This is a genomic window from Duganella rhizosphaerae, from assembly GCF_040364205.1.
Lineage (GTDB): Bacteria > Pseudomonadota > Gammaproteobacteria > Burkholderiales > Burkholderiaceae_D > Rugamonas > Rugamonas rhizosphaerae.
On the sequence record NZ_BPWK01000006.1, the window covers coordinates 235028 to 259071 of the forward strand.

General features: G+C 66.2%; 24 protein-coding genes. 16 read left to right on the forward strand and 8 right to left on the reverse strand.

The genetic code is table 11. From position 1 onward, the window contains the following. Positions 1–17 precede the first annotated feature (17 nt). Both RUGAMON1_RS15240 and RUGAMON1_RS15245 read right to left on the reverse strand, forming a co-directional pair. Positions 18–803, reverse strand: coding sequence for a DUF2491 family protein (locus tag RUGAMON1_RS15240; protein ID WP_445231297.1), 786 nt, complete (start codon positions 801–803; stop codon positions 18–20). A 1-nt stretch (position 804) separates the two neighbouring features. Next, complete coding sequence (locus RUGAMON1_RS15245) at positions 805–1593, reverse strand: hypothetical protein (RefSeq protein ID WP_445231298.1); 789 nt, start codon at positions 1591–1593, stop codon at positions 805–807. An 86-nt stretch (positions 1594–1679) separates the two neighbouring features. Between RUGAMON1_RS15245 and RUGAMON1_RS15250 the strand changes: the two genes are divergently transcribed. Beyond that, positions 1680–2165: a phage regulatory CII family protein gene (locus RUGAMON1_RS15250; RefSeq protein WP_445231299.1), complete on the forward strand. Its 486-nt coding sequence runs from the start codon at positions 1680–1682 to the stop codon at positions 2163–2165. 261 nt (positions 2166–2426) lie between these two features. Here the strand turns inward: RUGAMON1_RS15250 and RUGAMON1_RS15255 are convergent, their stop codons facing one another. Both RUGAMON1_RS15255 and RUGAMON1_RS15260 read right to left on the reverse strand, forming a co-directional pair. After that, a complete protein-coding gene (locus RUGAMON1_RS15255; protein ID WP_445231300.1) occupies positions 2427–4400 on the reverse strand; it encodes a DUF6600 domain-containing protein in 1974 nt (657 codons plus the stop codon). An 88-nt stretch (positions 4401–4488) separates the two neighbouring features. Continuing rightward, positions 4489–5130 carry a LysE family transporter gene (locus RUGAMON1_RS15260; RefSeq protein WP_445231301.1) on the reverse strand — a complete coding sequence of 214 codons (642 nt, stop codon included), beginning with the start codon at positions 5128–5130 and terminating at the stop codon, positions 4489–4491. Positions 5131–5279: 149 nt separating this feature from the next. On the opposite strand from RUGAMON1_RS15260, the gene RUGAMON1_RS15265 reads away from it, so the two are divergent. The 3 genes from RUGAMON1_RS15265 to RUGAMON1_RS15275 all read left to right on the forward strand — a co-directional run bounded on the left by RUGAMON1_RS15265 (position 5280) and on the right by RUGAMON1_RS15275 (position 8864). Further along, positions 5280–6212 carry a DUF808 domain-containing protein gene (locus tag RUGAMON1_RS15265; protein WP_445231302.1) on the forward strand — a complete coding sequence of 311 codons (933 nt, stop codon included), beginning with the start codon at positions 5280–5282 and terminating at the stop codon, positions 6210–6212. Between the two features lie 73 nt (positions 6213–6285). Beyond that, complete coding sequence (gene yiaA / locus RUGAMON1_RS15270; protein ID WP_445231303.1) at positions 6286–6711, forward strand: inner membrane protein YiaA; 426 nt, start codon at positions 6286–6288, stop codon at positions 6709–6711. Between the two features lie 74 nt (positions 6712–6785). Beyond that, complete coding sequence (locus tag RUGAMON1_RS15275; RefSeq protein ID WP_445231304.1) at positions 6786–8864, forward strand: EAL domain-containing protein; 2079 nt, start codon at positions 6786–6788, stop codon at positions 8862–8864. Positions 8865–8868: 4 nt separating this feature from the next. On the opposite strand, the gene RUGAMON1_RS15280 is transcribed toward RUGAMON1_RS15275, so the two are convergent. Beyond that, a complete protein-coding gene (locus RUGAMON1_RS15280) occupies positions 8869–9654 on the reverse strand; it encodes a glutamate racemase (RefSeq protein WP_445231305.1) in 786 nt (261 codons plus the stop codon). 119 nt (positions 9655–9773) lie between these two features. On the opposite strand from RUGAMON1_RS15280, the gene RUGAMON1_RS15285 reads away from it, so the two are divergent. From RUGAMON1_RS15285 to RUGAMON1_RS15335, 11 genes are all read left to right on the forward strand, one after another. Then, positions 9774–11408, forward strand: coding sequence for a methyl-accepting chemotaxis protein (locus RUGAMON1_RS15285; protein ID WP_445231306.1), 1635 nt, complete (start codon positions 9774–9776; stop codon positions 11406–11408). Positions 11409–11410: 2 nt separating this feature from the next. After that, positions 11411–12844: an oxygen-independent coproporphyrinogen III oxidase gene (gene hemN / locus RUGAMON1_RS15290; RefSeq protein ID WP_445231307.1), complete on the forward strand. Its 1434-nt coding sequence runs from the start codon at positions 11411–11413 to the stop codon at positions 12842–12844. A 7-nt stretch (positions 12845–12851) separates the two neighbouring features. Beyond that, positions 12852–13613: a sulfite exporter TauE/SafE family protein gene (locus tag RUGAMON1_RS15295; protein ID WP_445231308.1), complete on the forward strand. Its 762-nt coding sequence runs from the start codon at positions 12852–12854 to the stop codon at positions 13611–13613. After that, positions 13592–16081, forward strand: a complete 2490-nt coding sequence (locus RUGAMON1_RS15300) for a heavy metal translocating P-type ATPase (RefSeq protein ID WP_445231309.1) — start codon at positions 13592–13594, stop codon at positions 16079–16081. Before RUGAMON1_RS15295 ends, RUGAMON1_RS15300 begins: the two co-directional genes overlap by 22 nt. Next, positions 16081–16236, forward strand: coding sequence for a cbb3-type cytochrome oxidase assembly protein CcoS (gene ccoS / locus RUGAMON1_RS15305; protein ID WP_445231439.1), 156 nt, complete (start codon positions 16081–16083; stop codon positions 16234–16236). Before RUGAMON1_RS15300 ends, ccoS begins: the two co-directional genes overlap by 1 nt. 97 nt (positions 16237–16333) lie before the next feature. Beyond that, positions 16334–17761 carry a cytochrome-c oxidase, cbb3-type subunit I gene (gene ccoN / locus RUGAMON1_RS15310; RefSeq protein WP_445231310.1) on the forward strand — a complete coding sequence of 476 codons (1428 nt, stop codon included), beginning with the start codon at positions 16334–16336 and terminating at the stop codon, positions 17759–17761. Positions 17762–17775: 14 nt separating this feature from the next. Further along, positions 17776–18390, forward strand: a complete 615-nt coding sequence (gene ccoO, locus RUGAMON1_RS15315; RefSeq protein WP_445231311.1) for a cytochrome-c oxidase, cbb3-type subunit II — start codon at positions 17776–17778, stop codon at positions 18388–18390. 1 nt (position 18391) lies between these two features. Beyond that, positions 18392–18556 carry a cbb3-type cytochrome oxidase subunit 3 gene (locus RUGAMON1_RS15320; protein ID WP_445231312.1) on the forward strand — a complete coding sequence of 55 codons (165 nt, stop codon included), beginning with the start codon at positions 18392–18394 and terminating at the stop codon, positions 18554–18556. Further along, on the forward strand, positions 18549–19481 hold the full coding sequence (ccoP, locus tag RUGAMON1_RS15325; protein ID WP_445231313.1) for a cytochrome-c oxidase, cbb3-type subunit III: 933 nt from the start codon (positions 18549–18551) through the stop codon (positions 19479–19481). The genes RUGAMON1_RS15320 and ccoP overlap by 8 nt, the downstream gene beginning before the upstream one ends. Next, a complete protein-coding gene (gene ccoG / locus RUGAMON1_RS15330; protein ID WP_445231314.1) occupies positions 19478–20863 on the forward strand; it encodes a cytochrome c oxidase accessory protein CcoG in 1386 nt (461 codons plus the stop codon). The genes ccoP and ccoG overlap by 4 nt, the downstream gene beginning before the upstream one ends. Before the next feature lie 10 nt (positions 20864–20873). Further along, complete coding sequence (locus tag RUGAMON1_RS15335; RefSeq protein WP_445231315.1) at positions 20874–21407, forward strand: FixH family protein; 534 nt, start codon at positions 20874–20876, stop codon at positions 21405–21407. 84 nt (positions 21408–21491) lie between these two features. Here RUGAMON1_RS15335 and fnr read toward each other — a convergent pair whose 3' ends face one another. From fnr to RUGAMON1_RS15350, 3 genes are read right to left on the reverse strand one after another with little or no spacing between them, the layout of a single operon-like run. Beyond that, positions 21492–22250 (reverse strand): fumarate/nitrate reduction transcriptional regulator Fnr, encoded by a 759-nt coding sequence (fnr, locus tag RUGAMON1_RS15340; RefSeq protein ID WP_445231316.1) that lies wholly within the window; start codon positions 22248–22250, stop codon positions 21492–21494. Positions 22251–22296: 46 nt separating this feature from the next. After that, complete coding sequence (locus RUGAMON1_RS15345) at positions 22297–22815, reverse strand: RNA polymerase sigma factor (protein ID WP_445231317.1); 519 nt, start codon at positions 22813–22815, stop codon at positions 22297–22299. After that, on the reverse strand, positions 22812–23042 hold the full coding sequence (locus RUGAMON1_RS15350; RefSeq protein WP_445231318.1) for a YgaP family membrane protein: 231 nt from the start codon (positions 23040–23042) through the stop codon (positions 22812–22814). Before RUGAMON1_RS15350 ends, RUGAMON1_RS15345 begins: the two co-directional genes overlap by 4 nt. 199 nt (positions 23043–23241) lie before the next feature. Between RUGAMON1_RS15350 and RUGAMON1_RS15355 the strand changes: the two genes are divergently transcribed. Beyond that, positions 23242–23988, forward strand: coding sequence for an alpha/beta fold hydrolase (locus tag RUGAMON1_RS15355; protein WP_445231319.1), 747 nt, complete (start codon positions 23242–23244; stop codon positions 23986–23988). Positions 23989–24044 lie beyond the last annotated feature (56 nt).

Sequence of the window (24044 nt, forward strand, 5' to 3'; positions counted from 1 at the left end):
CCTTAAAAAGTTGCGCGTCATTGGATAACGACGCGTTGCTGCTCAACCGGGATGCCAATGACGAAGTCGACATGGATCCCGCGTTTTGATGCATCGCCGTTCACGCTGCTGATGATTTCAGTCGTGATCAGCAAATATTCGTTGCCGCCGCCGCGCAGTTCGCGCACATACGGCATGAAGTACATTTCCTGGCGCAGGCCGGTGCGGCCGCTGGCGTCGTCCAGCCGGGTTTCGGTGCCGGAGAACGGCGTGACGAACTCGGCGTTCGGGTCGCCGGCGTCGCGCCGGTAGTCGACGCCGTCGCGCTCGCCGAACACCAGGTCGAGGTCAGCCTCGTCCAGCCCGACATCGCCCAGCTGCTCGCGCCACAGCGTGTAGCTGCGGTCGCCCAGGCCGGCGCCGGCCAGGCCCATGTAGGCTTCCTGGTCTTCCACCGTTTCCGGGATCACGCGGGCCAGCTGGGTGCAATACATCACCTCGGCCACTTGGCCCTGGGCGTCCTGGTACACCTGCAGGAATTTTTCCTTCGCATCCTGGTCGCCGGTGTCCAGGTAGTAGCGGTACAGTCCGCCGCTCTGCTTGAGCCGGATCTGCGACACCGCCACGATGCGGGTGTCGCCCGCGTCCGGCAGCGCGATCAGCGAACCGTCGCCGGCCGCGCGCAGCAGCGGCGACTGCTGCATTTGGATCACGCTGCCGATGCGCGCCCCCAGCGGCAAGCCCTGATCCGTGCGCGGCGCCTCGGCCCCGCCCAGCTTGGCCGCGCCATTGCGCAGGTAGTTGTATGCATCCGACCAGCCCATCTCAATTCCTCTCAAATGAATAATTCGTTGCATTGCCGGACCGCAGGCGGCGCAGCTTGCGCACCGTGTACACCAGCGCCCACACCATCACGCTCAACACGCCCAGCCAGACCAGCCAGCGCGCCACCGTGGCCAGGAAAGACGGCGCAGGGGCTGGGACTCGGGCGGCCGGGACCGGATCACCCAGTCCCGGCATACCGTTGACCATGCCGGCCTGGGCGGCGCTGCTGTCTGCCGGGACCGGTGCCGGGCCGGCGGCGGGCGTCGTCGCGGTCGGATACGACACCGGCTGATGGCTCTGGCTCATCGCCCGGCCCAGCATGAAGCCCAGCACGCCATGCATCAGGCCGCTACTTGGCTGCTGCACGATGATCGGCGCCTGCTGGTACACCGGCGGCGCCTGATACACCGGCGACGGCTGCGGCCGGGAAACCGTATCGTTTAGCGGCGGCGTGGTTGGCGCGGCGGCGGCGGCGCGGCGGGCGTCCAGCGTTTTCAGCGCGTTGGCCTGGGCCGCGCTCTGGTCCAGGTCGCGCGAGGCGGCCGAGGTGTTGCGCGGCGTGGCCGAGGCCGGCGAGCCGGGCGCCTTGCCGAAAGCGCCGGGACCGCTCTGGCGGTTGGCCGGCGGCGCGACCGGCGAGCTCCGCGTGGAGTTGCTCTTTTGTGAAGAAAATCCACTTTTATACGACGACGATGTGCCAGAATGTGAAGACGTACGCGCCTCCGCCAGCCCATCGGCGCCTAGCGCAAGGCACAGCGTCAATAACAGTGCAGTATGGAAGGACTTCATGATGTCGTTTCGCAAAGAAGTTGAATGAAAATCAGCATAGCGCCGCGCGTCGGCGACTGCATCGGTAATAAAAGGCTCGCTTCACCATGACACGCAAATACCTCGACATGAATCAACACGACGCGCTCTACAAAGTGGCGCGCAGCTATCCCGGCGGCATCGAAGCGCTGGCGCAGGCGATGGGCATCTCGGTCAACGTCCTGCGCAACAAGCTGGCGCCGACCATCGCCTCGCACTACCCGTCGTTCGAGGAAGTCTCGGCGGTGGTGGACCTGTGCCACAAGGCCGGCGTGGCCGACGCCCACCTGCCGCTGCACGCGCTGCTGGTGCGCCACGGCATGGCGGCCTTCGTGGTGCCGTCTCCGGAAAAGATCGGCGACGACGACCTGTCGCAAACCGTGTGCAAGGTGATGAGCCAGGTGGGGGCGGTGGCCGAGGCGGTATCGACCGCACTGCTGGACGGCAAGGTCACGGCGGCGGAGGCGGACCTGATCGAGCGCGAATTCCAGGGCGCGCTGTCGGCGCTGGGCGAATGGCGGGCGCGGCTGCGTCTGAAGGCGGAGCAGGGCTAAGCGCCGCGCAAAAAAAAAGCCAGCCCGAGGGCTGGCGAAAAACTATTCTCTGATCGGAAATTGGGAAAAATCCGGAAAATAGTTGGGGCAAAGGGGAACAGTCTCGACGGTCCTGCGTGGCGGATGCTGCCATCCTTGTTCTCACGCTTCCCACCGGTTTATCAATATTGCAACGTTATACATTGCGATAGATAAAGTCCATCCAAATGTGATGAACTGCTGTTTTGGCTCCCTGAACGACCTATTTCCCGGAGCAGGCGGTTACTCGCGGTTTTGATGCCGGCTGTCGCCACGGTCCTTGTTGCCTTCCTCCTTGCGGCGCTCCTGCTGCTTGTCGCGGTTTTCCCGTTGTTGTTGTTGCGGCTGCGCCTGTGGTTGGGCTTGCGGCTGCTGGCGCGGCGGCTGTATCGGCTGCTGCTGCACTTGCGGCGCCTGCTGCTGGGGTGGTTGCTGAATTTGCTGCTGCGGCTGGATTTGCTGCTGCGGCTGGATTTGCTGCTGCGGTTGCTGCAGCGGGCGCCGCTCTTCCTGCTGCCGGTACGGACGACGATTATCGTCCCGCTCGCGCTCGTAACGCTCCCGGTTGGCCGGGAACGGTGTCGGCACGGTGGGCGCCGCGATCGGCGCCGCCGTGATCGGCGGATTGGCTTTCTGGATATTCGGCGTCACCGTGATCGGCGGATTGGCCTGCTGGATCGTCGGCGCCGGCGCCAGCACCGGATTGGCTTGCTGGATATGCGGCGTGCCCGGCGTCTGGCCCGGCCGGCCGTACGGCCGCACATCGATGCGCACATCGCCCGGCTGGATGGTTTGCGGCGGCGCGTCCGGATGGCCGAACTGCCCCGGCGCCAACGTCGTGGTCTGCGTCCGTCCCGGCTGCACGGACGGCGCCGGCTGCGGCACGGACGGCGCGGTCAACACCCGCACCGGGCGATCCGGGCGGCCGTCATGGTCGCGGTCTTGCCAGCCGCGGCGGTTGGTGTCCAGCGTGCGCACGACCGACGGCTGCGGCGGCGCCACCGGCGCGGCGCTCGCCGCCAGATTGGCCGCCGGTATCACCTGCTGGCCGCGCGGCACCTGCACGCTGCGATGGCGGCCTTCAAACTGATCGCGCGGCAGCACGGTCAGGCCGTCGCGCCGCTCCACCTGGCCGGGCACGTTCGTGCGCGGCTCGAAAGGCTTGCCGTTGTGGGTCCAGCCCAGGCGCCGCTCGTGATCGGACGACACCCGGTAATTCGGCACATAACGTTCGCGCGGCGACAGCGGGAACCAGCCCAAGCCCGGCCGGTGGTCGCGCGAGAAATGCTCGCCGCCGACCCAGCCCACCAGCGCCGGCGCCCACACCGGACGCCCGGCAGGCCGTCCCGGCGCCCAGCACCAGCGACGGTTGACCATCACCCAGCGCCCGTAATGCGAGGGCGCGTAACCCCACGGCGCGTTGTCGACCCAGGTCCAGCCCCACGGCGCCAGCCAGATCCAGCGGCCGTCGCGGTAGGGCGCCCAGTCGATCGCCACATTGCGCGGAGTCCACAAGGCGCCGTATTCGACGCTCTCGGTCCAGCTGCCGTTGCGGTCGAGCTCCTCGTAGCCGGTCATGCCGGTGGAGACAAAACGGCTGCTCACCACGGCCTCGGCGGCGCGGTCGCGCTCGTCGGCCCAGACATCGAAGCCGTCGCGCCGCGCCACGCTGGTGCTGACGTCGACGCTGCTGACGTCGACATGGCGGCCGGGGCTGACCGTCACCGACGAACCAGCGCCGTCCACCCGGGCGCTGCCGGCCAGCACGCTGATCTGGCTGGTGTCGGCGACGCGCTCGGCATCGACCCGCAGCAGGCCGGGTTCGAGCAGGGTGATGCGCGCCTGCGGCGTGCTCAGTTCGAAATCGCGCAGCAGCTCCGGGCTACGCACGCGGATGCTGACGCTGCCGTAATTCAGGCGCAGGTGCAGCAGCTCGTCGTCCAGGTCGATGATTTCCAGGTCGGAATCGCCATCGAGCCGCACCGCCGTCGAACCGACGCGGAATTCGGTGCGGGCGCCGCTGGCGGTGGTCAGGTGGCTGGCGCCGGTCACCGGCCAGTTCAGCGACGCGGCCATGGGCTCGTCGTCGCCGACCAGCGTGACCTGGCCCTGCACGGCAGAAATGCGGCCGACCATGGCGGGCGGGTCCGCCAGTGCGAACGAACTGAAGCCGGCCAGGGCGGCCAGCACGGCGATTTGGATCAACTTGCGGCTCATGGCGGCGTCTCCTTGTATATTTATCATTTAACGCCGCGGCAAGAAATTCGACTACCGGGCTTACACCGCGTTACACATCTGAGGCAAATCAGGCACTTGCGCCGCCCCGCTTGACGAAGAACAAGGCCGCGCCGACCGCCATCAGCAGGCCGCCGAACACCCGGTTCTGCTTCTTGACGGCGCCGGCGTCGCGGAAATAGCGCTGCATGGACGAGGCCAGGAAAGCGTAGCTGTGCATCACCACCAGGTCGATGCAGCACATGGTGGCGGCCAGGATCAGCAACTGCGGCAGCAGCGGCGCGCCCTGGGTTATGAACTGAGGCAACACCGCCACCATGAAAATAATGCCCTTGGGATTGGTCGCGTTGGTCAGGAAGCCGGTCAGGAAGCGTTTTCCGGCGCTCGGCACCACCACCTCGGCCCGGTCCTGGCGGGCGCTGACGCTGACCTTGGCGCGCCACTGACTCAGGCCCAGGTAAATCAGGTACAGCGCGCCCACCGTCTTGACCACGCTGAACGCCACTTCCGAAGCCAGCAGCAACGAGCCGACGCCGGCGCCTGCGATGAAGAAAATCAGCATCAAGCCGCTCTGCAAGCCGAAAATGGTGGCGGTGGTGCGGCGCACGCCGAACGACAGGCCGTGCGACATCGACAGCACCGCGCCCGAGCCGGGCGAGACGGCGATGATGCAGGCGGCGATGAAAAAGGTGATCCAGGTGGCGAAGCTCATGATAATCCCGTGCGGTCAGCCGCAGCACCGTGCTGCGGGGCAAAGCACATTGTAGCGGCGTTGGCGTCTCGCCGCCCGGCCCGTCATCGGTTAATATTGCTTATCAACCAAGGAATCCATATGACCCCTACTTCGCAGGAGCACCGCTAATGGCCGGCACCAGCCTGCTGGCGCTGATCGACGACATCGCCTCCATCCTCGACGACGTCGCCCTGATGAGCAAGATGGCGGCCAAGAAAACCGCCGGCGTGCTCGGCGACGACCTGGCGCTCAACGCCCAGCAGGTGGCCGGCGTGCGCGCCGACCGCGAGCTACCGGTGGTGTGGGCGGTGGCGGTCGGCTCGCTGAAGAACAAGGCCATCCTGGTGCCGGCCGCGCTGGCGATCAGCGCCTTCGCGCCGTGGGGCATCACGCCGCTGCTGATGCTCGGCGGCCTGTACCTGTGCTTCGAAGGCTTCGAGAAAATCGCCCACAAGCTGCTGCACGGGGACGAGGAAGACCAGCACCTGGGCGAACTGGCCGACGCCGTCAGCGATCCGGACGTCGACCTGGTGGCGCTGGAAAAGGACAAGATCCAGGGCGCGATCCGCACCGACTTCATCCTCTCGGCCGAGATCATCGTCATCGCGCTGGGCACGGTGGCCGGGGCCAGCTTCCTGCAACAGGTGACGGTGGTGGTCGGCATCGCGTTGGTGATGACGGTGGGCGTGTACGGCATCGTGGCCGGCATCGTCAAGATGGACGACGCCGGACTCTACCTGAGCCAGCGCGGCGGCAGCGCGGTGCGCGCGCTGGGCCGGCTGCTGCTGGCGGCCGCGCCCAAGCTGATGAAGCTGTTGTCGGTGGTGGGCACGGCGGCCATGTTCATGGTCGGCGGCGGCATCCTGACCCACGGCCTGCCCGGCGCCCACGATGTGATCCACCACACCGCCGAAGCGGTCGCCACGCTGCCGACGGTGGGACCGCTGCTGGCCTGGGCCACACCGGTCACCCTGGACGCGCTGGCCGGCGTTGTCGCCGGCGCGCTGACCCTGGCTCTGGTGATGCTAGGTGGAAAACTGTTGCGGCTAGTCAAAAAATAAAACTGGTACTTTGGCTATGATCGCGCAGCGGCTGCCGACCGGCGCCGCGCCACCTCACCAGCAAGGAGCACTCATGGCCCATACCAACCACCACGGCCCCACCGGCGCCTTCATCGCCGCCTCCTGGGTCGCCCTGATCGCCGGCGCGCTGACCTACCTGATCGGCCTGTGGAACGCCACCATGGAACTGAACGAAAAAGGCTATTACTTCACCTTGCTGATGTACGGCCTGTTCGCCGCCGTCTCGTTGCAAAAATCGGTGCGCGACCGCAGCGAAGGCATTCCGGTCAGCGGCCTGTACTTCAGCCTGTGCTGGGTGTCGGTGATGCTGGCGGTCGGCCTGCTGGGCGTGGGCCTGTTCAACGCCCGCCTGGCGCCGAGCGAAAAAGGCTTCTACGCGATGGCCTTCGTGCTCAGCCTGTTCGCCGCGGTGGCGGTGCAGAAAAACGTGCGCGACGTCGCCGCCATCAAGACCGGCAGCGTCTCCGAGCCGGGCTGAGCCGGCACAAAAAAACGTCGCCAACCACGGAACTCATTCCCGCCTTCGCGCTCCAATAGCGAAGGGGGATAGGTATGGAACAAATTCAGCGACATCTGCGCATGGCGCTCGACGCCGCGCGGATGGTCATCTGGGATACCGAGCTGTCGGACGGCAAGGTGATCGACAGCACGGTCAAGTGGTTGGGCGACGGCACCAGTCTGCTGGGCTTGCCGGCGGGCGACCTGACGCAGCCGTTCCTTGTTTTTTTGCAATCCGTCGTTCCCGAAGACCGCGACCAGTTGCTCGACACGATGCAGAATGCGGTCGACCGCCGCAACGGCTATGACGTCGAATACCGGGTGCTGTGGCCGGACGGCAGCCGCCACTGGCTGGCCGCCAAGGCCCACGTGTTCTGCGACGAACAGCATGTGCCGATCGGCACGCTGGGCATCGTCTGGGACATCACCGAGCGCAAGGAAACCGAGCAGGCCACGGCGCGCCAGCGCGAACTGGCCGCCGTCACGCTGCGCTCGATCGGCGAGGGCGTGATCACCACCAACGCCGACGGCGAAACCGACTACCTGAACTACATCGCCGAGCAGCTGACCGGCTGGACGCTGGACCAGGCGCGCGGCATGCATATCTCCACCACGCTCAAACTGATCGGCGATGTCGGCGCGCCCATCCCGGAGCACGTGGCGCTGCAATGCCTGCGGCTCAGGCAGGCGATCGGCATGTCGTCGCAAAACCAGCTGGTCACGCGCGAGGGGCGGCATATCGCGGTGGAGGAATCGGCCGCGCCGATCTGGTCCGACGCCGGCGAGCTGCTGGGCGCGGTGGTGATCTTCCGCGACGTCAGCCACGAGCGCAAGCTCAGCAAGCAATTGTCGTGGAACGCCAGCCACGACACGCTCACCGGCCTGATCAACCGGCGCGAATTCGAAGTGCAGACCGCCGCCGCGCTGCACAGCGCCAAGCAGGACCACCACGTGCACGCGCTGCTGTACATGGACCTGGACCAGTTCAAGATCGTCAACGACACCTGCGGCCACGCCGCCGGCGACCTGCTGCTGCAGCTGCTGTCCAAGATGCTGCAAACGCAGATGCGCGACAGCGACATCCTGGCCCGCCTCGGCGGCGACGAACTGGGCGTGCTGCTGCCGCACTGCCCGCCCGACCAGGCGCTGCTGATCGCCGACCAGCTGCGGCAATCGATCAAGAATTTCCGCTTCGTGTGGGACCACCACACCTTCGAGCTGGGCGTGAGCATCGGCCTGGTCGAGATCAACCACCACAGCAAGTCCATGACCGAGCTGCTGATCGCCGCCGACCAGGCGTGCTACCTGGCCAAGGAGCGCGGCCGCAACCGCGTGCACCTGTACCAGGACTCGGACTTGCGGCTGGCGCGCCGCCAGGGCGAGATGCAGTGGGTGTCGCGCCTGAACGAAGCCTTCGAGCACCAGTACTTCCGGCTGTACGCCCAGCCCATCGTCGGCCTCGGCCGGCACGAGGAGATGCACGACGAAGTGCTGATCCGCATCCAGCCCGCCAAGGGCGATCTGATCCTGCCGGGCGCCTTCATCCCCGCCGCCGAGCGCTACGACATGATGACGGCGATCGACCGCTGGGTGATACGCGCCGTCTGCCGCTACGTGCAGCGCACGCGCGACAGCCCGGCAGACCACTCGGCGGCGCCGGCCCAGTACTCGGTCAACCTGTCGGGCGCCTCGCTGAGCGACGAGGGCCTGCACGACTACATCATCGAGCAGTTCGCCGAACACGCCATCGCGCCCGAACAGATCTGCTTTGAAATCACCGAGACCGCCGTGATCGCCAACCTGATCAAGGCGCAGGATTTCATGGCCGGGCTGAAGGCGCTGGGCTGCCGCTTTTCGCTCGACGACTTCGGCAGCGGCCTGTCCTCGTTCGCCTACCTGAAGGCGCTGCCGGTGGACTTCCTCAAGATCGACGGCGTGTTCATCCGCGACATCGCCAACAACGCCATCAACCGCGCCATGGTCAAGGCGATCAACGAGGTCGGCCACGTGATGGGCATCTGCACCGTGGCCGAATACGTCGAGGACGAGCCGACCCTGGCCGTGGTGCGCGAACTGGGCCTGGACTATGCCCAGGGCTACGCGGTCGGCACGCTGCGCCCGCTGACCGCCTAGACGCCTAGGCCGCCAGCTCGGCCTGCAAGGGCGTGCCCAGCGCCCGCAGCGCGGTGTTGAAATCATCCAGGCTCAGTTCGGCGCTGGCGGTGGCCACGCAGCGCGTGCGGCCGCCGCCGGCGCTGGTGTGGGGCGCCAGTTCCGCCAGCACGCTGTCGGCCGGATCGAGGAATTGCACATCCGGCGCGGCCGCTACAAAAAAAGGCTTGAGCCATGGCAGGTGGGTGGACGACATCGTCATCACGTCCACCTGCGGATGGACGGCGCGCAATTCGGCGATGAAGGCGCTGATGGCGGCCTGGGTTTCCTGCGGCCTGTGGACAAAGGCGAAGTTTTCCACAAGCTCCACCAGCGCCGAGGCGTTCACCAGCAGTACCTCGGCGTCGCCGCGATGGGCGTCGGCATAGGCTTGCATGGCGGCGCTGCCCACCATAGCCCGCACGCCCAGCACCGCCACCTGGCCGGAGGCCGAGCGCCGCACCGCCTCCGCCACCGGCGGGAAGATGCCGATCACCGGCACCGACACCGCCGCCCGCAGCGGCTCCAGCACCACCACGCTGGGCGCGTTGGACGCCAGCACCACCGCCACGCAACCCTGCGCCTGCAAATATTCGGTAGCACTTTGTACCGAACTCAGCAACTGCTGCGGCGTTTTGGCACCGTAGGGAAAACTGGCGCGGTCGGCGAAATACACGATGTCCTGCGCCGGGAATGCGGCCCGCACGCGTTCGACGATGGCGTAGCTGCCGATGCCGGCATCAAAAATCCCTATGGGGCGTTGCAGTTCCATGATTTCCTTTGCTATCCCAATCCGGGGAATTTTGATCCATATCAATAAAATTGCGGGTCGGACTACGTAAACTGGACGGGTCAATTGCGATAGAGCAATAAATCGATCGGAGTCCCAACATGCGCAACAACCAGCCCGTCAGCAACCGTGAAGTGGAAGTCCTGGACGACCAGGCCATCGTCTCAAAAACTGACTTAAATGGCAATATTGTTTATGTAAATCCCTATTTCACGCACGTCAGCGGATTCAGCGAGGCGGAGCTGCTGGGCGCGCCGCAAAACATCGTGCGCCATCCCGACATGCCGGCCGAAGCCTTCGCCGACCTGTGGGACTCGATCAAGGGCGGCACGCCGTGGACCGGCATCGTCAAGAACCGCTGCAAGAACGGCGACTACTACTGGGTGCGCGCCAACGTCACGCCGATCCGCGACGCCGGCAAGACCACCGGCTACATGTCGGTGCGGGTCAAGGCCGAGCGCGGCCAGATCGAAAAAGCCGAACAGGCCTACCGCGCCATGCGCGAAGGCGGCAAGCACGGCATCCGCATCAAGAACGGCCAGGTGATCCACTCCGGCGCCGGCACGCTGCTGTCGCGCCTGGGCCATGTGTCGCTGGCGATGCGCATCTGGCTGGCGACCAGCGTGGTCAACGTGCTGCAGGTGATCGTCTGCGCGGCCGCGCTGATGGGCGGTAGCGGCGGCCACAACTACGCCATCTTCGGCGCCACCTTCGCCGGCCTGCTGATCAACGTCTTCCTGTGGTACACCATGCGTTCCTCGGTGCTGCAACCGCTCGAGCGCGCACTGCACGGCGCCCGCTCGATCGCCGCCGGCGACCTGTCGTGCTCGTTCGACACCGAGGCCACCGACGAAGTGGGCCAGCTGCTGCGCGCCCTGCAGCAAATGAACAGCAACCTGATCGCCACCATCCGCGACGTCCGCACCAACGTCGAGACCATGGCCGTGGCCACGCGCCAGATCGCCGCCGGCAACGCCGACCTGTCCGGCCGCACCGAGGCGCAGGCCGCCAGCCTGGAGGAGACCGCCTCCAGCGTCGAGCAGTTCTCGGCCACCGTCAAGCAGAACGCCGACAATTCGGCACAGGCCAACCAGCTGGCGCAGAACGCCTCCAACGTCGCGGTGCAGGGCGGCGCGATCGTCGCCGACGTCATCGCCACCATGGACGAGATCAACAGCTCGTCGCGCCAGATCGTCGACATCATCGGCCTGATCGAAGGGATCGCCTTCCAGACCAACATCCTGGCGCTGAACGCGGCGGTCGAAGCGGCCCGCGCCGGCGAACAGGGGCGCGGCTTCGCGGTCGTCGCCGGCGAGGTGCGCAACCTGGCCCAGCGCAGCGCCACCGCCGCCAAGGACATCAAGAACCTGATCAACGTTTCGGTCGGCAAGGTCAGCGACGGCATGGTGCAGGTCGACCGCGCCGGCGCCACCATGAAGGAAGTGGTGGCCTCGGTGCAGCAGGTGACGTCCATCATGGAGGAAATCACGGTGGCCTCGCGCGAGCAGAGCATCGGCGTCGACCAGGTCAACGCCGCCATTGCCCACATGGACCAGGTCACGCAGCAGAACGCCGCGCTGGTCGAGGAAGCGGCCGCCGCCACCGCCAGCCTGGCGCTGGAAGCGGGCGGCCTGACGCAGGCGGTCAGCCTGTTCAAATTCGGCAGCACCCGCAAGGTGCGTGCGATGCGCGCGCCGGCCCGTCAACCCCAAACCATGAAACGCCTCGCGGCCTGACAATGAATACCACTGAGAACCACACCGGCGGCGCATTCCCCAACGTCGAATTCGACGCCGCCATCATCGGCAAGCTGAGCCAGTCCGGCCCGCGCTACACCTCGTACCCTACCGCCGACCGCTTCCAGCAGGATTTCGGCTACGGCCAGTTCCTGGAGGCGGTGGCCGGCCTGCGCATGCGCCGCAGCCAGCGGCCTTTGTCCTTGTACATCCACATTCCGTTCTGCGACACCGTCTGCTACTACTGCGGCTGCAACAAGATCGTCACCAAGGACCACGGCAAGGCCGCCACCTACCTCGGCTACCTGAAGCAGGAAATCGACATGCAGGGCCGCCTGTTCGCCGGCATGGGCCAGATCGAGCAGCTGCACTTCGGCGGCGGCACGCCGACCTACCTGAGCGACCGCCAGATGGGCGACCTGATGGCCCACCTGCACGCCAACTTCCAGTTCGCGCCGGATGCGCAGGGCGAGTATTCGATCGAGATCGATCCGCGCACCGTCAGCGTCGAACGGGTGCACTCGCTGCGCGCGCAAGGCTTCAACCGCATCAGCCTGGGCGTGCAGGATTTCGATCCCGAGGTGCAGAAGGCCGTCAACCGCATCCAGCCGGAGGCGGAAACCCGCGCCGTGATGGAGGCCGCGCGCGACGCCGGCTTCCGCTCCATCAGCATCGACCTGATCTACGGCCTGCCGAAACAGACCATGGCCAGCATGGAGCAAACGCTGGACAAGGTGATCGCCGCCGATCCCGACCGCATCGCGCTGTACAACTATGCCCACATGCCGCACCTGTTCAAGCCGCAGCGCCGCATCGCCGACGCCGACCTGCCGACGCCGGCCGTCAAGCTGGACTTGCTGGCGCTGTGCATCCGCCGTTTGTGCGCGGCCGGCTACGTCTACATCGGCATGGACCACTTCGCCAAGCCGGAGGACGAGCTGGCGGTGGCGCAGCGCCAGGGCCGTTTGCAGCGCAACTTCCAGGGCTATTCGACGCGCGCCGAGGCCGAGCTGATTTCCTGCGGCGTGTCGGCCATCAGTGCGGTCGGCGCCACCTACAGCCAGAACGAGAAAACGCTGGAGGCGTACTACGAAAAACTCGACGAGGGCAAGCTGCCGGTCACGCGCGGCATCAAGCTCGACACCGACGACCTGCTGCGCCGCATCGTGATCCAGAAGCTGATGTGCAATTTCGAATTGTCGATCGCTTCGATCGAGCAGGCCTATCCGATCCGCTTCCAGCAGTACTTCGCGGCCGAGCTGGAAAAACTGCAAGCCTTCGAGGACGACGGCCTGGTGGAGATCGATCCGGAATGGATCACCGTGACGCCGAAAGGCCGCCTGCTGATACGCAATATCTGCATGGTGTTCGACCGCTACCTGAACCTGCCGCGCGCCGACGGTCCGCAACCGCTGCGCTACTCGAAGACGATATGAACGCATCATGAATGCACTCCAGTTATTGCCGGTGATGGTGGTGGGCCTGGCAGGCAGCGTCCACTGCATCGGCATGTGCGGCGGCATCGTCGGCGCGCTGTCGGTCTCCAGCGCGCCACTGCCGCGCAACGTGATACCGATCGCCGCCGTCGTCCACCACAGCGCCTTGCCGCGCGTGCTGTCGTACAACGCCGGCCGCATCGCCAGCTACATGGCGGCCGGCGCGCTGGCGGGCGGCCTGGCCGGCGGCGCGCACAGCATCGCCGGGCTGGCGGGCCTGCAACTGGGCTTCTACTGGCTGGCCAACCTGATGCTGGTGGCGCTGGGCCTGTACCTGATGGACGCCTGGCGCGGCCTGGCCTTGCTGGAGCAGGGCGGACGCGTGCTGTGGCAACGCGCGCAACCGGCCATCGCGCCGATGATGAAATCGCTGATGCCGGCACGTCGGCCGCACCAGGCCTTCGCGCTGGGCCTGCTGTGGGGCTGGCTGCCGTGCGGCATGGTCTACAGCGTGCTGCTGACCGCGATGCTGAGCGGCTCGGCCGGCGACGGCGCCGCCGTCATGCTGGCCTTCGGCGTGGGCACGCTGCCGATGCTGACCGGCCTCGGGCTGATCGGCGCCCGCCTGCAACGCGCGCTGCAACAACGCCGCGTGCGCGTCGCCTGCGGCCTGCTGGTGCTGGCTTTCGGCATGCTGGGACTGGCGCGCGCGGCCGGCGGCATCGCTCCCGACTGGATGGACACCCTATGCCTGACTCCACATCAATAGGCAGCGCCGCGCCGGTGAGCGCCAACGCTGACACCAGCGTCTGCTACCACTGCGGCCTGCCGCTGCCGGCCGCCGTCCATCCGGCGTGGACCGTACACATCGCCGGCGCCGCGCACACCATGTGCTGCCCCGGCTGCGCGGCGGTGGCGCAGACCATCGTCGACCTGGGCCAGGAATCCTACTACCGCGAACGTTCCACCTTCGCCGCCAGCGCCGAGGGCGCGGACATGCTGCCGCCGGAACTGCGCCTGTACGACAACGCCGATCCGCGCTTCGCGCTCGATGAAGACAGCCGCGAAACCACGCTGGCGGTCGAGGGCATCCGCTGCGCGGCCTGCGTGTGGTTGATCGAACAGCGGCTGGCCAAGCTGCCCGGCGTCGACAGCGCCCAGCTCAACGTCGCCACCGAGCGCCTGTACGTGCGCTGGCGCCAGGACGCCTGCCAGCCCGGCGACATCCTGGCCGCGCTGCACGCGATCGGCTACGCCGCCTATCCCTACGACGCCCAGCGCCACGGCGAGCAGCAGCGCAAGGCCGCCAAGACCTTGGGCCGCCAGCTGTTCGTGGCCGGTCTGTCGATGATGCAGGTGATGATGTACGTGGCGCCGGCCTACCTGGCCGACGCCGGCACGCTGGACGACAGCATGGCCGCGCTGATGCGCTGGGCCAGCCTGCTGCTGACCTTGCCGGCCATCTGCTACTCGGCGCAGCCGTTCTGGCGCGGCGCCTGGGCCAGCCTGCGGGCGCGCGCGCCGGGCATGGACGTGCCGGTGGCGCTGGGCATCGCCGCGGCGTTCGGCGGCAGCGTCGCGGCCACCGTGCGCGGCCACGGCGAAGTGTATTTCGATTCGGTGACGATGTTCATCTTCCTGCTGCTGTGCAGCCGCTACCTGGAGCTGCGCGCGCGTCGCAAGGCCGGCGCCGCGCTGGAGCGCCTGCAGCACGCGCTGCCGGCTTCGGCCACGCTGCTGGCGGACTACCCGGCCAGCCACGCGGCCAGCCTGGTCAAGGCGGCAGCGCTGGCGGCGGACGACGTCATCATGGTCAAACCGGGCGAGGCGGTGGCGGCCGACTGCGTCATCGTCGACGGCCGCACCGTGCTCGACCTTTCGCTGCTGAGCGGCGAAAGCGCGCCGGTGGCCAAGGACGTGGGCGACGCGCTGCCGGGCGGCGCCATCAACGCCGGTTCCGTGATCCTCGCGCGCGTGACGCGGATCGCCCAGGACAGCACCATGTCCCAGCTGGTCAAGCTGATCGAGCGCGCCGGCCGCGACAAGCCGCGCATCGCGCAATGGGCCGACCAGGTGGCCGGCTGGTTCGTGCTGGCGCTGCTGCTGCTGGCGCTGGCCACCTTCGCCTTCTGGTACTGGCTGGACGGCGACAGCGCCGCGCGCGCCTGGCCGATCGCGATCGCGGTGCTGGTGGTGTCCTGCCCGTGCGCGCTGTCGCTGGCCACGCCGACCGCGCTGGCCGCCGCCACCGACCGCCTGCTGCAACAGGGCGTATTGATCACCGGCCCGCAAACGCTGGAGACCTTGCACCGCGCCACCCACGTGGTGTTCGACAAGACCGGCACGCTGACCTACGGCCGGCCGATGCTGCGGGAGATCCAGCAACTGGGCCTGATGCAACCCGACTTCTGCCTGCAAGTGGCGGCCGCGCTGGACGCCGGCAGCGCCCATCCGCTGGCGCGCGCCATCGTCAACGCGGCGGCGGCGGCCCAGGGCGGCGCACGCGCCGACTGGCAGCCGGTGGTGGCCGTCGAAGCGCCCGGGCGCGGCATCGAAGGCGTGCTGCACAACCGGCTGTACCGGCTGGGCAGCGCCGGCTTCGTCGCCGAGCTCAGCGGCATGGCGCCGCTGCATGACGCCGGCAGCGGCGTGACCCCGGTCTACCTCGGCGTCGACGGCCAGTGGCTGGCCTGCTTCCACCTGCACGACGCCTTGCGGCCGGACGCCCAGGCCACGGTCGACTATTTCCGCCAGGCCGGCAAGACCGTGGTGCTGCTCAGCGGAGACCAGGACCAGCTGGCGCGCCAGGTCGGCGACCAGCTCGGCATCCGCACCACCATCGGCGGCTACCTGCCCGATGAAAAGCTGGCCTTCGTCAAGCGCCTGCAGCAGAAGGGCGGGGTGGTGGCGATGGTGGGCGACGGCATCAACGACGCCGCCGTGCTCAGCGCGGCCGACGTCTCGTTCGCGATGGGCGCCGGCGCCGCGCTGGCGCAGGCCCATGCGGACGCGGTGCTGCTGTGCGGCCGTCTGGACGCGGTGGCCGACAGCGCCCGCGTGGCGGCCCGCACCATGCGCGTGATCCGCCAGAACCTGGTGTGGGCCAGCGTCTACAACGCGGTGGCGATTCCGGCGGCGGCGCTGGGCTGGCTCAACCCGTGGCTGTCCGGCGTCGGCATGGCGCTCAGCTCGGTCGTGGTGGTGGCCAACGCGCTGCGCCTCAGAAGGGGAACATGATGGAAGCCTTGTACCTGCTCATTCCGCTCAGCGTGCTGCTGGTGTTCGCCGCGCTGTGGATCTTCTTTTCCGCCTCGGACGGCGGCCAGTTCGACGACCTGGTCGGTCCGGCGCTGCGCGTACTGCAAGACGACGACAAGCCGCCACTGAATTGAGTTGATCCGGTAAATTTTGATTCACATCAAGGATTTTTGGGTCTCGCAATCGTAACCTTTGATACACATCATCAAAGCGTTCTTGGGAGAACTACAAGTGGACCTTGCACAGAACTACAACTACAAGATTGTGAAGCAATTCGCAATCGCCACCGTGGTCTGGGGTATCGTCGGCATGCTGGTAGGCGTCGTTATCGCCGCCCAGCTGGCATGGCCGGCGCTGAACCTGGACATTCCATGGTTGACCTACGGCCGCCTGCGGCCCCTGCACACCAACGCCGTCATCTTTGCTTTCGGCATCTGCGGACTGTTCGCCACGTCCTACTACGTGGTGCAGCGCACCTGCCAGGTGCGGCTGTTCTCGGACAAGCTGGCCGCCTTCACCTTCTGGGGCTGGCAGGCGGTGATCCTCAGCGCCGTCGTCACGCTGCCGATGGGCCTGACGCGCGGCAAGGAATACGCCGAGCTGGAATGGCCGATCACGCTGCTGATCGCGGTGGTGTGGGTGTCCTACGCGGTGGTGTTCTTCGGCACGCTGCTGACGCGTAAGGTCAAGCACATCTACGTCGCCAACTGGTTCTTCGCCGGCTACATCATCGCCGTGACGATCCTGCACGTGGTGAACGGCGCCAGCATGCCGGCCACCCTGTTCAAATCGTACTCCGCCTACTCGGGCGTGCAGGACGCGATGATCCAGTGGTGGTACGGCCACAACGCGGTGGGCTTCATCCTGACCGCCGGCTACCTGGGCATGGTGTACTACTTCATTCCCAAGCAGGCCGAGCGTCCGGTGTATTCGTACCGTTTGTCGATCGTGCACTTCTGGGCGCTGATCTTCACCTACATGTGGGCCGGCCCGCACCACCTGCACTACACCGCGCTGCCGGACTGGACGCAATCGATCGGCATGGTGTTCTCGCTGATCCTGCTGGCGCCAAGCTGGGGCGGCATGATCAACGGCATCATGACCTTGTCGGGCGCCTGGCACAAGCTGCGCACCGACCCGATCTTGAAATTCATGATCGTCTCGCTGTCGTTCTACGGCATGGCCACCTTCGAAGGTCCGATGATGTCGATCAAGACCGTCAACGCGCTGTCGCACTACACCGACTGGGGCATCGCCCACGTCCACGGCGGCGCGCTGGGCTGGGTGGGTTTCATCACCATGGGCTCGATCTACTACCTGCTGCCGCGCCTGGCCGGCCAGCAAAAAATGTATAGCACCAAGCTGATCGACCTGCACTTCTGGGTCGCCACCATCGGCATCGTGCTGTACATCGCCGCGATGTGGATCGCCGGCGTCATGCAGGGCCTGATGTGGCGCGCGGTCAATCCCGACGGCACGCTGACCTACACCTTCGTCGAAGGCGTCAAGGCCACCTATCCGTACTACGTGGTGCGCTTCTGCGGCGGCCTGCTGTACCTGAGCGGCATGTGCGTGATGGGCTACAACACCTGGATGACCTTGCGTAACCGCGAAACCGCCGTGGCGCGCATTCCCGCGCTTGCCGCCGGCCACGCCTGATATCGGAGCAGAGCATGAAATTTTCACATGATTGGATAGAGAGAAACCCCTGGCTGCTGATCGCGCTGGTGACGCTGGTGGTCAGCGTCGGCGGCGCCGTCGAGATCGTGCCGCTGTTCTTCCAGAAGTCCACCACCGAGCCGATCGCCGGCCTGAAGCCGTACTCGCCGCTGCGCCTGGCGGGCCGCGACATCTACGTGCGCGAAGGCTGCTACAACTGCCACTCGCAGATGATCCGTCCGTTCCGCGCCGAGACCGAACGCTACGGCCATTATTCGGTCGCCGGCGAGTTCGTCTACGACCGGCCGTTCCAGTGGGGCTCCAAGCGCACCGGGCCGGACCTGGCGCGCGTGGGCGGCCGCTACAGCGACGAATGGCACCGCACCCACCTGGCCAATCCGCGCGACGTGGTGCCGGAATCGAATATGCCGAACTATCCGTGGCTGGCGCAGACCGCGCTGGCGCCGGACTCCATCGTGCCGAAGATGAAGGCCCTGAAGCGCCTCGGCGATCCCTACACCGACGCCGAGATCGCCGCCGCCCCGGCCGAGCTGAAGGACAAGACCGAAGAAGACGCCCTGATCGCCTACCTGCAAGGCCTGGGCACATTAATCAAGACGAGGAACTAGCATGGCTATCGAGAACCTGTTTGACCGCGCCAGTAGCGTGATGACGGTGATTTCCTTCATCACTTTCGCCGGCATCCTGTGGTGGGCCTTCATCCACAACAAGGAAGCCGATTTCGCCGCCGCCGCCCACCTGCCGTTCGACGACGAGGAGAACAGTCATGGCTGATTTCACCAACGGCTTCTGGGACATCTACATCGTGGTGCTGACCTTGCTCGGCATCGCCGGCTGCGGCATCCTGCTGTACTCGCAATCCCAGATCAAGGGCAAGGCCGGCGAAACCACCGGCCACGTGTGGGACGAGGACTTGAGCGAGCTGAACACGCCGATGCCGCGCTGGTGGATGTGGCTGTTCTACATCACCATCGTGTTCGCGCTGGCCTACCTGGTGCTGTACCCGGGGCTGGGCAGCTACGCCGGCAAGCTAGGCTGGAAATCCTCGGGCCAGTACCAGGCCGAGCTGAAGCAAGCCGACGCCGACTACGGTCCGCTGTTCGCGCAATACCAGAAGCAGGATCTGAAAGCAGTGGCGGCCGATCCCAAGGCGCACGCCATCGGCGAGCGCCTGTTCCTGACCTACTGCGCGCAGTGCCACGGTTCCGATGCGCGCGGCAACAAGGGCTTCCCCAACCTGACCGACAAGGACTGGCTGTTCGGCGGCGCCCCTGAGACCATCAAGGAAACCATCCTGCACGGCCGCACCGGCGTGATGCCGCCGATGGGCGCGGCGCTGGGCTCGGACAAGGAAGTGGAAAACGTCGCCCATTACGTGCTGAGCCTGTCCGGCTCGACCAACGACCCGATCAAGGCGGTGTTCGGCAAGGACAAGTTCGGCGCCTGCATGGCTTGCCACAGCGCCGGCGGCACCGGCAACCAGGCCATCGGCGCGCCCAACCTGACCGACAAGATCTGGCTGTTCGGCGGCAGCGCCGAGACCATCATGGAAACCATCCGCAAGGGCCGCAGCACCACCATGCCGGCGTTCGACGACTTCCTCGGCGACGCCAAGGTGCATGTGCTGGCCGCCTACGTGTGGAGCTTGTCGAACAACGTCAACCAGGTTGAAACAGCACCGGTCACGGCAGCAAAATGAACGATCCTGCACCACAAGTGATCAAGATGTATGCGGCGCGCGAGGAGATCTATCCGCGCGAAACGTCGGGCCGCTACGCCCGGCTGCGCTGGCTGTGTGTCTGGCTGACGCAGCTGGCCTTCTACTGCACTCCCTGGATGCAGTGGAACGGCCGCCAGGCCCTGCTGTTCGACCTGGTGGCGCGCAAGTTCTACATCTTCGGCCTGGTCTTGTGGCCGCAGGACTTCATCTACCTGGCGGCGCTGCTGATCATCTGCGCCTACCTGCTGTTCCTGGCCACCGCGGTGGCCGGGCGGGTGTGGTGCGGTTTCGCCTGTCCGCAAACGGTGTATACCGAAATCTTCCTGTGGATAGAACGTAAGATCGAAGGCAAGCGCAGCGCCCGCATCGCGCTGGACCGGCAGCCGCCGTCAGCCGCCAAGTTCGCGAAAAAAACCGCCAAGCACCTGGCCTGGGGCGCGGTGGCATTGTGGACCGGCTTTACCTTTGTCGGCTACTTCACGCCGATCAAATTCCTCGGCAACGAAGTGCTGACCCTGAGCTTCGGCCCGTGGGAATGGTTCTGGGTGCTGTTCTACAGCCTGGCCACCTACGGCAACGCCGGCTGGCTGCGCGAGCAGGTGTGCAAATACATGTGCCCGTACGCCCGCTTCCAGAGCTCGATGTTCGACCGCGACACGCTGATCATCACCTACGACAACGAACGCGGCGAACCGCGCGCGCCTTTGTCGAAACGTGAGGAAGTCAACGGCGGTTCCTGCATCGATTGCAGCCTGTGCGTGCAGGTTTGCCCGACCGGCATCGACATCCGCAAGGGCTTGCAGTACGAGTGCATCGGCTGCGCCGCCTGCGTCGACGCCTGCAACGGCGTGATGGACAAGATCGGCGAGCCGCATGGCCTGATCCGCTACAGCACCGAGCGCGCGCTGCTGATGCATTACACGCCTACCGAGATCCGCCAGCGCACGCTGCGTCCACGGGTGAAGATCTACGCCGCCATCCTGGCGCTGATCGTGGCCGCGGTCGGCACGGCGCTATGGCTGCGCACGCCGCTCAAGCTGGACGTGATTCGCGATCGCGGCGCCATGGGGCGCGAGGTGGAAGAGGGCATGATCGAAAACGTCTACCGCCTGCAGATCATGAACACCACCGAGCAGGCGCACACCTACCGCATACAAGTCAGCGGCATGGCCACGCTGGCGCAGGTGACGCCGGACCTGGTGCGGCTGGAAGGCACCGAGACCAAGGCTTATCCGATCCGCCTGCGCAGCGCGCACGGGGCCGGCAATCCGGGCTCGAACAAGATCGAGATTGAACTGACCGCAGTCGACCAGCCGTCGCTGCACGTGAAGGAACATGCGGTGTTTTTCGTGCCGCGCTAAGGGGACGCAGATGAGTGCTTCGATGATGACGCAGGCGCCGTGGTGGAAGCAGCGCTGGCCGTGGCTGTTGATGCTGGGCCCGGCCGTGGTGGTGGTGGCCGGGACCTACACCGGCTGGCTGGCCTACTCGCGCCAGGACGCGCTGGTGGTGGGCGACTACTACAAGCAGGGCAAGGCCATCAACCAGGACTTGCGGCGCGACCGCCTGGCCTCGTCGCTGGGCTTGTCGGCGGTGATGAGCTACGACGTCACGCAGGGTACGCTGAACGGGCAGTTGCGCCGCACCGCCAGCGACCATGGCCAGACCGAACGGCTGTTCGTGCACCTGTCGCATGCGACGCTGCCGGACAAGGACATCCAGCTGGTGGTGCAGCCGGATGAATTCGGCGCGTTCCAGATCAACCTGCCGATGCTCGAGCGCAGCCGCTGGGTGGTGCTGATCGAGGGCGAGAAGCGCGACTGGCGCCTGGCCGGCACCTGGAGCTGGCCGGGGCAACGCCAGGTGACGCTGCAATCGGACCTGCCGACGCCGGCCGATAATTAGTCATTCCCGCGCAGGCGGGAATCCATACAACGTATCCGCCGCATGCTCAGCATGGATTCCCGCCTGCGCGGGAATGACGGATGCTCAGGCGCAGGTCTGGGTGCCGGCGGTGATCGCCTTGAGCGTCGCCGGCTGCAGCAACTCGATCTCGCGGTTACTCACGCGCAGCAAGCCTTCCTTTTTGAACTTGGACAGCAGGCGGCTGATGCTCTCGATCGTCAACCCGAGATAGTTGCCGATCTCCTCGCGCGACATGCGCAGCTGGAAGGTGTGCGGCGAATAACCGCGCGTCTCGTAGCGCGACGACAGGTTGACCAGGAAGGCGGCAAAGCGCTGGGTCGCCTGCATATTCCCCAACAACAGCATCACGCTTTGCTCGCGCGTGATTTCCTGGCTCATCATGCGGTGGAAATGGCGCAGCAAGGTCGGCATATCGGCCAGCAGCTGCTGCAAGCTGTCGAAGGGGATCTCGCACACTTCGCTGTCTTCCAGCGCCATGGCGGTGCAATGGTGCAGGTCGGCGCTGATGGCGTCCATGCCCAGCAATTCGCCGGCCATCTGGAAGCCGGTGATCTGCTCGACGCCGTCGCGGTTGACCTGGTAGGTCTTGAAGTGGCCCAGCCGTATCGCAAACAGGCTCTGGAAGGAGTCGCCGACACGGAACAGCGGAGCGCCGCGCGCCACCTTGCGGCGGCGGCCGATGATCTGGTCCAGCCGGTCCATATCGTTGTTGTCCAGCCCCATCGGCAGGCACAACTGGTGCATGCTGCACGTCGCGCAACTGGCCTTGAGGTTTTCGAGCGTGGCGCCGGGCAGGACCAGCGGAGGAAGTTCTCGTATCATGGTCTCATTGTAGACCTTTTTCCGTCATTTCCGGCCAATGCCGCAGTTAGCCGATCAGGTATTCGCGCGCCATTTTGCGCGCCCGGTGCAGCCGGCTCTTGACGGCGGCGCTGCTCTCGCCCACGTCGGCGGCGATCTCGGCGATCGACATTTCGGCGAAATCGCGCAACAGCACCACCTGCAGATAATCGGCCGGCAAGGACTCCAGCGCATTGACCAGTTCCAGCCGCAGGCCGGCAGTGTCCTGGCTGGCCAGCCACTGCTCGGCGCGCTCGTCGTCCCAAGGGTCGTGGCCGAGCGCGGCGCGGCCCAGCCGGCGGCACTCGCGCTTGACCACCTGGAACAGCCAGCCCGAAAACGCCGCCAGCAGGCGCACCGACGACAGCCGCCGCGACAGCACCAGCAAGGCTTCCTGCACGGCGTCGTCGACGTCGCCGACCAGGCAGTTGCGCTGGGCGTAGCGGCGGATGTCGGGCTGGCACAGCCGCAGCAGCTGCGCCAGCGCCGCCGGATCGCCGCGATGGGCGGCGTCCAGCACCGGTAAGTGTTGTACTGCCAGGCTCATAGTCCCCCAGATTGTTTGGCCGCCTCAGCCTTGTCGAGCCGGCGGCCGACCAGCGCGCACATCGGGCAGAAGCCGAACAGGCCGGAGGCGACGATGCCCGCCGCCAACGCCGCCAGCACCAGGCCCCACAGGCCGCCCAGCAGGGCGATGCCGGCCCAGGCCGCGATCAAGCCGGCCACCACGCGCAGCGCGCGCTCCCAGTTCGGTACATTCTTGACATAAAACATAGTGCACTCCAATTCGTTGCAGAGGAAGTCCCTCGGCAGCTAAGAGGCGGGCCAAGGCCGTTTGGATTCGCGCTGCGGCCGAATTATCACAAATTATTTAAAATAATTATCTTGCACACGATTAAATTGCGAGCTATAGTTCAACACATCAAGTAGCGCACTACTTGATCGCCAACTACTCAACTACAAGGACCACATCATGAAACGCACTCTGATCGCTACCGCTCTGCTGGCCTCCGCACTGGGCGCCCACGCCGCCGCCCCTGCCTCCGACACCACCGTTGTCCTGGTCCACGGCGCCTTCGCCGATGGTTCCAGCTGGGACAAGATCATCCCGCTGCTGCAAGCGAAGGGCCTGAAGGTCGTGGCCGTGCAGAACCCGCTGACCTCGCTGGCCGACGACGTCGCCGCGACCCAGCGCGTGGTCGATGCGCAAACCGGCAAAGTCGTGCTGGTGGGCCACTCGTGGGGCGGCACCGTCATCACCCAGGCCGGCACCAGCGACAAGATCAAGGCGCTGGTCTATGTGGCCGCGTTCGCGCCGTCCGAGGGTGAAGCCTCGGCCAACCTGGGCAAGGACTACGCCGTGCCGCCCGGCATCGCCACGCTGCAGGCCGACGCCGCCGGCTACCTGTGGCTGCCGACCGACTCGGTCGCCAAGAACTTCGCCCAGGACGTACCGCCGGCCACCGCCGCGCTGATCGCCGCCACCCAGGGCCCGATCAACGCCAAGGCCTTCGGCGACGTCACCACCGTGGCCGCATGGAAAACCAAGCCCAGCTACTACATCGCCGCCGCCAACGACCGCATGATCGCGCCGGCGCTGCAACAGGCGTTTGCCAAGAAACTCAACGCCACCACCGTCACGCTGAAAACCAGCCACGTGCCGATGCTGTCGCAACCGGCCAAGGTGGCGGAAGTGATCATTGCCGCCGCTCAGCGTTAATCCTGTTGCCAAGGCCGGGCTTTGATAGGAGAATTTGCTGTCTATTTGGCATTTCT